Origin of the sequence: uncultured Parabacteroides sp. (genome assembly GCF_905196875.1) — a bacterium.
GTDB lineage: Bacteria > Bacteroidota > Bacteroidia > Bacteroidales > Tannerellaceae > Parabacteroides.
Window position 1 is genome coordinate 37,453 of the sequence record NZ_CAJJWO010000042.1, and the last position, 8,161, is coordinate 45,613.

Sequence of the window (8,161 nt, forward strand, 5' to 3'; positions counted from 1 at the left end):
AGATTAAAATTTATTAGATTAATGGCTTTGTTATTTAAGTTTTAGCCCATGTTTTTCCATTTGTGAATCCATTCTTTCAGTCATACTGATCCAGTTTGGGATGAAACTGAAATGTTTATTTTTTGTTTGTGCATAAACTTTATGATATTCCTCATTATAAATAAGAAAAGCCTCTCTCCACCAGATATAATAAAAATGGATAGCATTTGCTGTCATTGCATTAAATTCATAATAAGATAGTGTATCAAAATATCGTGCTAATGTGGTGAATGAATGAAACTGTTTGTAGAAGTCTGTGTTTAATACATTTTGATATTCTTTGCTAGATCCCCAATAATCTGTTATCACATGATAGAAAATTTTTTCTAAATCTTTTTTGTCTTGGGCTGTTTTTAGATATTCTCTAAAGCAAGAAGCTCTTCTCCTTGTTTCTTCGGTTGATTCGGATTGTAATTCTCTGATTTGATTAAGGATCAGTGAATCGTATGTATCTTCTGCCATTTTAAAATTGTGACTATTTGATTGATTCAATTGATCTAATTGTTCACTTTGTAATTTCATTTGTCGGTGTTGGAAAACCAAAGTGGTAGCTACTGTAGCAAGAGAGATTGAATTGATAAACATACCACAGTACTGGACGAAAAATTGTGGTCGGTCAGGTGTCCAACCTTCCATGTTTCCTAAATAAAGAGGTGTCATACTTGCGACAATAGCCAATGTTCCAAGAACTGTAATTAGTATGACAATGCCAGTTTGTGAGTATCTGACAGATGATGAATTGTTCTTTTTTTTCATAAAATGTAATTTAGGTTTAACAATATATGCAAATTTAATGATAAATATTATTGAATTTCAAAAGATGTCTACTATTTTGCTGTTCGGTTTACATTTTTAGTGAAGCGTGCTAAAAAGATGGTTAGCTTTGCTGATCCGGTAAAAGTTTTCCGTAAAATAGGTGAGGGGCAGGTAAGTGGTCGTCATTATGTGCCGGATCAGGGAACTGTCATCAAGCAGATGATTATGGACGAGATTCGCCAATTGCAGGATTTACCGAATTTGTTTGTTATTTCTCCATTTTCAGAGATACCATCTATCTTGAAAAAAGAATTGTGCCAACCGATAAAACAAGCACTCGCCCCGTTTAAACCAATTGGAGATGATGAACTAAAGAAATGGCTGGACGGTCATATCGGAACAGTGCATACTTTTCAGGGTAAACAGGCTGCAGGTGTAATCTTATGTCTGGGGCTTGATGAAAAAACAAAAGGTGCTGCTGCCTGGGCTTCGTCCAAACCTAATTTGTTGAATGTGGCTTTGACGCGTGCGAAACAGCGGTTTGTAGCTGTAGGAGATGGGAATGTTTGGTTGGGGCAGCCTTATTTTTGTAAGTTGAAAGGATTATCCTCAAAATAAAGGGTTTCTAAGATAAACCCTTTATTTACTCGTATTTCTTACTCTCTTCTATTAACTCTTCACTACATTGTTCCGGGGCCAATGGTGAAAAAAGTTCTATTAAATTATCTTCAGGATCGCGTAAATGTACCGTGCGCATCCCCCAATCGGGCATATTGGTAGGTTCATTAACAAATATCACACCCTTTTCTTTCAAAGCGACATAAGTGTCATCAACATTATCCACACTGAATGAAACAAGTGATTTCTCCCGAAATCCTACAGGCAATTCTTTATTTGCATTACCTACAGACGGTGCCATCCAGTCGGATACAAAAAGAGCAAATCCTTCTATTCCGTCTGCTACCTTAAAACTGGCATATCCACTGTTCTCATCACCCCAAGCCGGTTTCAATCCAAGTTGTTCAGAGTAGAATTTAAAGCATTTAGCAAAATCCTTAACTAATAATCTTACATTACTAAATTTCATTGTTGTCGAATTTTTATGGTTATTCTTAATACATATATCTTTGATTTTAAACGCAAATATATTGATTTTTCCGTATATTTTAGTTTTAGTCCATATATCTCGCTGAATATGCATTATATTACACAATGGATATAGAAAATATAATAAAAGAAAGACGCAGTGTTTTTAATATTATCCATTTGAAAAGCTATCAGGAACAATTAGACTACAAAGAAAATCTGAAACAGAGTGACTTTATAATTCTTTATTTGCAACACCAAAAGGAATATGAACGGCTGGAATTTCATCTATATGGTCAAGATGAACCATCTGATCATCCCGGTATCAGATATTATATAAATGAAAGGTATGAAAAAGTCGGTTTTTTCTTTGATTTTTCTTCTTCCTCTATTTCTGTTTTTGCTGTCCGGCTGTCGTACCGGACGGCAAAATTATTCTAACTATGAGATGGTAACATCTTCGCAATCTTCCTGTTCGGATAGTTTATTGTTGCACTGGATAGAGCTGTTTAGGCAGAACTGGACGGTACAATTGGAACATATAGTTTATTCGCTACCGGACAGTCTGCATGCTGAATCGACCATCCAATCCATCACCCGGATAACTGCTGGTTCTCTATTTTCTCCATGCCGGACCTTTGTCCAGAACTTTCTGATAGGTGGGACAATCGGGAGTATGAGCTCCTTCGAGGTATCCGGTGCTTAGCAGAAATTCGTTGACGATCTCACCACCGGTGAATTTGAATGTTTTCTTGAATAGCTTGGTCCATTCGTCTTTGGTTTTAGGGTGGTGATGATCCAGCCAGTTTTTGAATGAGCCGTGTTCCTTTTTCAGTTCCATAATGACCTGGGCATTGTGGATGGCGGCTTTTACTTTTAGTCTGTTACGGATGATACCTGCATCAGCTAAAAGGCGGGCTTCGTCTGCTTCCGTGTAGTTTGCGATCGTTTCGATATTAAAGTTGTCGTAGGCTGTGCGGAAGGCTGTTTCTTTCTTTAATATGGTCGACCAGCTCAATCCTGCCTGATTGATTTCCAGAAGAAGCCTTCCGAATAACTCATTATCATCTTCAATAGGAAAACCATATTTTTCATCGTGATATGCTTTGTTAAGATCAAAAGCCCAACCTGTAATGGTGTTTATGTATTCGCAGTATGACATAATTCGGTTTTTATTTATTGTGGAGGATAAAGATAATCAAATATCTTTGATACAATCCATATAAAGGGGTATTTGTTTTTCTTGTAACTTTGTAACTTTAATAAAAATGAACCGTTGATGTCCGAACCTCATATATTAATCATCGCATTAAGTAACCATCCCGTTTTGGGACCTTTGCTTATTCCTTATTTTGCCAGGACTGTATCGCCGGATGTGATCAGCGTGGAGGAACAGGCTACCCATGCCGGTAACGATACGGGGTTGTCTGATACGGAGAAGCGGGCGATCGCGATTGCGCAGAGTTATTCGGAGAAGAACCTGATGCTGGTGTATTCCAGGCAGCGTACTGTTGCAGCTTTCCTGAGTTCGGTGACGCCTGAGTTGTTGAAAAGACAGCTACGTCCGTTTATCGATAAAAAGATAAGGGAAATGGTCAGGCTGATGCGGGCAAACTGTTTGCCTGTTTATTTCAAAGAACCTGGAGTTAAGCAACTCTACGGACATGACCGGATACGTTTTTCCGGGAATGAAGCCGAGATATCTTTCCGTTTCGAGATAACGGATCATTCTTTTCGATATGCAGCTATCTGTCGGATGAATGAGGAGGAAATCCCTTTACTGAAGAAGAGGCGGTTTATGCTGTTGTCTTCCAAACCGGCTATTTTCCTGCTCGACGACCGGCTGCTGGCCTTCAAACGGATTGAAGCATCGAAAGTTACCCCTTTTCTGAGTCGGAAATATGTGGAAGTTCCGCTGGCTGATGCGGAGAAATATCTGGAGGTTGTGGCACTTCCTTTAATGAGTGATTATCCGGCGGTAGCCTCCGGTTTCGATATGATCCGGGAAACGCGCACATGTATTCCTGAGTTATCGGTCGAACGGTCTATCAATGATGAACCGGCTTTGCAATTACGTTTCCGGTACGGAGATCGCTATTTCTCGCCGGGAAAGAAAAGTCAGTACACTTATCCCCGTTTGGAAAAGACTGATGGCAAACCTGTCGTTTATTATTTTACACGCGACCTGCTGTTGGAACAAACTTATATCAGCCTGCTCGAACAATGGAGTTTTAAGCAAATTACAGATACGCAGTTTGTCCGGGTTTCCGATACCGGCGGATATACTTTTATCGATTGGCTGCAACAGCATAAAGCGGAGTTGGAGTCTTGTTTTTCTTTTATAAAGACGGAGACATCGTTGAGTTATTTTCTGGGAGAGATTTCGTTGACACAGGAGATTACCTCTTCCCCCGATTGGTTCGATATCCGTATTATGGTTCGTATCGGTGATTATCAGTTCCCTTTTATCCGTTTCAGGAAACATATACAGGAAGGGAAGCGGGAGTTTATGCTGCCGGACGGACAAGTGGCTCTATTGCCTGAGGACTGGTTTGAGAAGTATGGCGACCTGTTTGCTTTCGGCGACGACCGGACAGAAGAGATCAGGGTTCGGAAAATGCACCTGGGGATTGTTTCGGCCTTGGAGCAGGGAGATACGTTAGTAAAAGAATATGTGCGGAAAGAGACGGTAGCTCTTCCGCCTAAAATAAAAGCCACCTTACGCCCGTATCAGCAGGACGGTTTTTCCTGGCTGGTCCATTTGGCGGCGAATGGCTTCGGTGGTTGCCTGGCGGACGATATGGGACTGGGTAAAACGTTGCAGACAATCACTTTGCTGCAACATATATATGATCCGGAGGCTCCCAAAGAGATCGTTTTGCCTGTTATTTCGCCGGAAAATATAACGGTAGACTCCGGTGGTCAGTTTTCGTTTTTCGGAATGGATCTGCCTGATGAAAAGCCGTATGGGGAAGTGAAAAACCGGAAAGATGAGGCGGCACTTCCGGCTTCTCTGATCGTGGTACCGACTTCTTTGCTGCCGAACTGGAAACGGGAGATCCGCAAGTTCAGTACACTGAGCGTTTATACGTATACAGGCGATCAGAAGCGGAGGGAGCCGTGGAGAAGCTTCAACCGATATAATATTGTACTGGTTACTTACGGTCTTCTACGGCGGGACATCGAATTGCTGGAGGACTATCGTTTTACTTATGTGATACTGGATGAGAGCCAGAATATAAAGAATCCGGCTTCTATGACCTATCATTCGGTTGTCCGCCTACATTGCGAACATCGTTTGGTATTGACCGGGACTCCGATCGAAAACTCATTGAAAGACTTATGGGCGCAATTCAACTTTATCAACCCAGGTTTGTTGGGTTCAGCTGACGGTTTCAGGAGGCATTTTATTCAGCCGATCACGAAAGAGGGAAACGAAAAGGCCGCTAAAAGATTGCAGGAGATCATCCGTCCTTTTTTCTTGCGGCGCACCAAACAACAGGTAGCACCCGAACTCCCGCCGTTGACGGAAGAGGTGGTTTATTGTGAAATGACGCCGGAACAAGGGGAGGTCTATCGGAAGGAAAAGAATGCGCTGCGGAATACGATCTTAGAGGAACGGAATAAAAATACGTTTGTCGCCCTGAATGGTATAACGCGTTTGCGTCAGCTGGCCAATCATCCGCAGATGGTTATGCCGGACTATGGAGGTGGTTCGGGAAAGATGGAGCAGGTACTGGATGCTTTTGAAACATTGGTCAGCGAAGGACATAAGGTGCTTATCTTTTCCTCTTTTGTAACTCACCTGAATCTGTTGGCAGATGCCTTTACGGAACGCGGATGGCTGTATGCCATGCTGACCGGAAGCACGACCGACAGGGAAACTGAAATAACTCGTTTTTCTACCCGCAGCGACGTGTCTGCCTTTTTCATCTCGCTGAAAGCCGGTGGTGTCGGCTTGAACCTGACGGATGCCGATTATGTTTTCATCCTCGATCCCTGGTGGAACCCGGCAGCAGAGATGCAGGCGGAAAGTCGCGCTCATCGCATCGGGCAGGATAAACAGGTATTTGTCTACCGCTTTATCACCGCCGATACGATCGAGGAGAAGATACGAAATCTACAGGAGTCAAAGAGCGAACTGGCGGATACTTTTATCTCGGAGAACGATCCGTTGAAGTCGCTGACGGATAGGGAGTGGGAAGATTTGTTCTGATTAAGTGTTATTAATTATATCATATACTTTTAATCTGCTTACAGATTTTATATTCCCGGTCACTTCTTTCTTTGAAATTGTTACTTTGTCGAAACAATACAGAAATATATTATATTTTAACTAAATGCCAGATTAAATGATTATTTCTATTAATGTGTCAATTATTTTGCATTAATATGAACATTGTGTTTAATAAAGTGCGTATCTTTGCGGGTAAAATAAACAAGATAGAACCAGATGGAACAACTTAAACATGAGTGTGGAGTCGCCATGGTCCGGTTACTAAAGCCTTTAGAGTATTACCACCAAAAGTACGGAACCTGGATGTATGGCCTGAATAAACTCTACTTACTGATGGAAAAGCAGCACAACCGCGGACAAGAGGGAGCCGGTTTAGCCTGCGTGAAGTTAGAAGCAAGCCCCGGCGAAGAATATATGTTTCGGGAAAGAGCCTTAGGGACAGGAGCAATTACCGAGATATTCGCCGCCGTTCACAATCATTACAAAGATTTGCCTCCCGGCAAGTTAAACGATCCGCTTTTCGCTAAAGCAAATCTCCCTTTCGCCGGAGAACTTTATATGGGTCACCTCCGTTACAGTACCACCGGTAAGTCCGGTATTTCATACGTCCATCCTTTTTTACGCCGCAACAACTGGAGAGCAAAGAACCTCGCTCTATGCGGAAATTTTAATCTCACTAACGTAAACGACATTTTTGAAGAGATAACGGCTATCGGACAACATCCGCGTAAATATTCCGATACCTATATCATGCTCGAACAGATGGGACACCGTCTGGATCGTGAGATAGAGCGCCTGTATCAGAAATATGAAAACGAGGGATTGAAGGGAATGGAAATCACGAACGCTATTGAAGCACATGTCGATCTCTCGAATGTACTGAAACGTTGCGTACCGACCTGGGATGGTGGTTTCGTTATCTGCGGGCTGACAGGTAGCGGCGAGTCGTTCAGTGTGCGCGATCCCTGGGGAATACGTCCGGCTTTCTATTATGTAGACGATGAAATCATGGTACTGGCTTCCGAGCGTCCGGTTATCCAGACGGCCTTGAACGTGCATGCCGAAGATATTAAAGAACTGAACCCCGGAGAAGCGGTCTTTATCAGTAAGGAAGGACAATTCAGAACTTCGCAGATCGTGGAACCGAAGGAGAATAAGGCCTGCTCGTTCGAACGCATCTACTTTTCCCGCGGTAGCGACGTGGATATTTACCGCGAACGTAAAAAACTGGGTGAAAACCTGGTGCAACCGATCCTGAAAGCGGTCGACCATGATATCAGGCATACCGTCTTTTCCTTTATCCCCAACACGGCCGAGGTTGCCTATTTCGGTATGCAGGAAGGACTGAACAACCACCTGAACAAACTGAAAAAGGAATGGATCGCCGACCGTAGCCATCTTTTGCAGGAAGAAGAGCTCGACCAGATACTTTCCATGCGTGTTCGTGCCGAAAAAGTAGCGATTAAAGATATAAAATTACGTACCTTTATCGCCGAAGGAAACAGCCGCAACGATCTGGCAGCCCATGTGTATGATATAACCTACGGAAGCATCGAACCTTTTGTCGATAATCTGGTTGTTATAGATGATAGCATCGTAAGGGGAACAACACTGAAACAGAGTATTATCGGCATCTTAGACCGCTTGCACCCGAAGAAGATCGTGATCGTCTCTTCATCGCCGCAGGTCCGTTATCCGGACTATTACGGCATCGACATGTCGCGTATGAATGAGTTTATCGCATTCAGGGCGGCGGTGGCCTTGTTGAAAGACCGTGGTATGGAGTCTGTTCTGACAGAAGCCTATCAGAAGGCAAAAAAGCAACAGGCACAGAAGGACGGTCCGATCGTCAATTATGTGAAGGAGATATATGCACCGTTTACCGACGAAGAAATCTCCGCCAGGATGGTAGAGTTGCTTACCCCGGCAGGCACACGCGCCAAGGTGGAGATCGTCTATCAGACGCTGGAAGGCTTGCACGCCTCTTGTCCTGATCATCCGGGCGACTGGTACTTCTCCGGCGATTACCCCACTCCGGGCGGG

At 43.1% G+C, this 8,161-nt stretch carries 6 protein-coding genes; 3 read left to right on the top strand and 3 right to left on the bottom strand.

Features of this window, described 5'->3' with window-relative positions:
* Nucleotides 1-30: 30 nt before the first annotated feature.
* Complete coding sequence (locus tag QZ076_RS14270) at nucleotides 31-795, bottom strand: hypothetical protein (RefSeq protein ID WP_293714079.1); 765 nt, start codon at nucleotides 793-795, stop codon at nucleotides 31-33.
* A gap of 117 nt (nucleotides 796-912) precedes the next feature.
* Between QZ076_RS14270 and QZ076_RS14275 the strand changes: the two genes are divergently transcribed.
* Entirely contained in the window at nucleotides 913-1,413 is a 501-nt protein-coding gene (locus QZ076_RS14275) for an AAA domain-containing protein (protein WP_293714081.1), read from the top strand.
* 25 nt (nucleotides 1,414-1,438) lie between these two features.
* Here the strand turns inward: QZ076_RS14275 and QZ076_RS14280 are convergent, their stop codons facing one another.
* Together QZ076_RS14280 and QZ076_RS14285 are read right to left on the bottom strand one after the other, a co-directional pair.
* Entirely contained in the window at nucleotides 1,439-1,882 is a 444-nt protein-coding gene (locus tag QZ076_RS14280) for a VOC family protein (RefSeq protein ID WP_293714083.1), read from the bottom strand.
* 615 nt (nucleotides 1,883-2,497) lie between these two features.
* Nucleotides 2,498-3,043 (bottom strand): DNA-3-methyladenine glycosylase I, encoded by a 546-nt coding sequence (locus QZ076_RS14285; protein ID WP_293714085.1) that lies wholly within the window; start codon nucleotides 3,041-3,043, stop codon nucleotides 2,498-2,500.
* 117 nt (nucleotides 3,044-3,160) lie between these two features.
* Here QZ076_RS14285 and QZ076_RS14290 point away from each other — a divergent pair, with 117 nt between their 5' ends.
* Nucleotides 3,161-6,097 (top strand): DEAD/DEAH box helicase, encoded by a 2,937-nt coding sequence (locus tag QZ076_RS14290; protein WP_293714087.1) that lies wholly within the window; start codon nucleotides 3,161-3,163, stop codon nucleotides 6,095-6,097.
* A 237-nt stretch (nucleotides 6,098-6,334) separates the two neighbouring features.
* On the top strand, nucleotides 6,335-8,161 hold a 1,827-nt coding region (locus QZ076_RS14295), incomplete at its 3' end, for an amidophosphoribosyltransferase (protein WP_293714089.1).

Coding starts and splice junctions, on each gene's coding strand:
- QZ076_RS14270 (WP_293714079.1), bottom strand. CDS start 795: ATGAAAAAAAAGAACAATTCATCATCTGTCAGATACTCACAAACTGGC.
- QZ076_RS14275 (WP_293714081.1), top strand. CDS start 913: ATGGTTAGCTTTGCTGATCCGGTAAAAGTTTTCCGTAAAATAGGTGAG.
- QZ076_RS14280 (WP_293714083.1), bottom strand. CDS start 1,882: ATGAAATTTAGTAATGTAAGATTATTAGTTAAGGATTTTGCTAAATGC.
- QZ076_RS14285 (WP_293714085.1), bottom strand. CDS start 3,043: ATGTCATACTGCGAATACATAAACACCATTACAGGTTGGGCTTTTGAT.
- QZ076_RS14290 (WP_293714087.1), top strand. CDS start 3,161: ATGTCCGAACCTCATATATTAATCATCGCATTAAGTAACCATCCCGTT.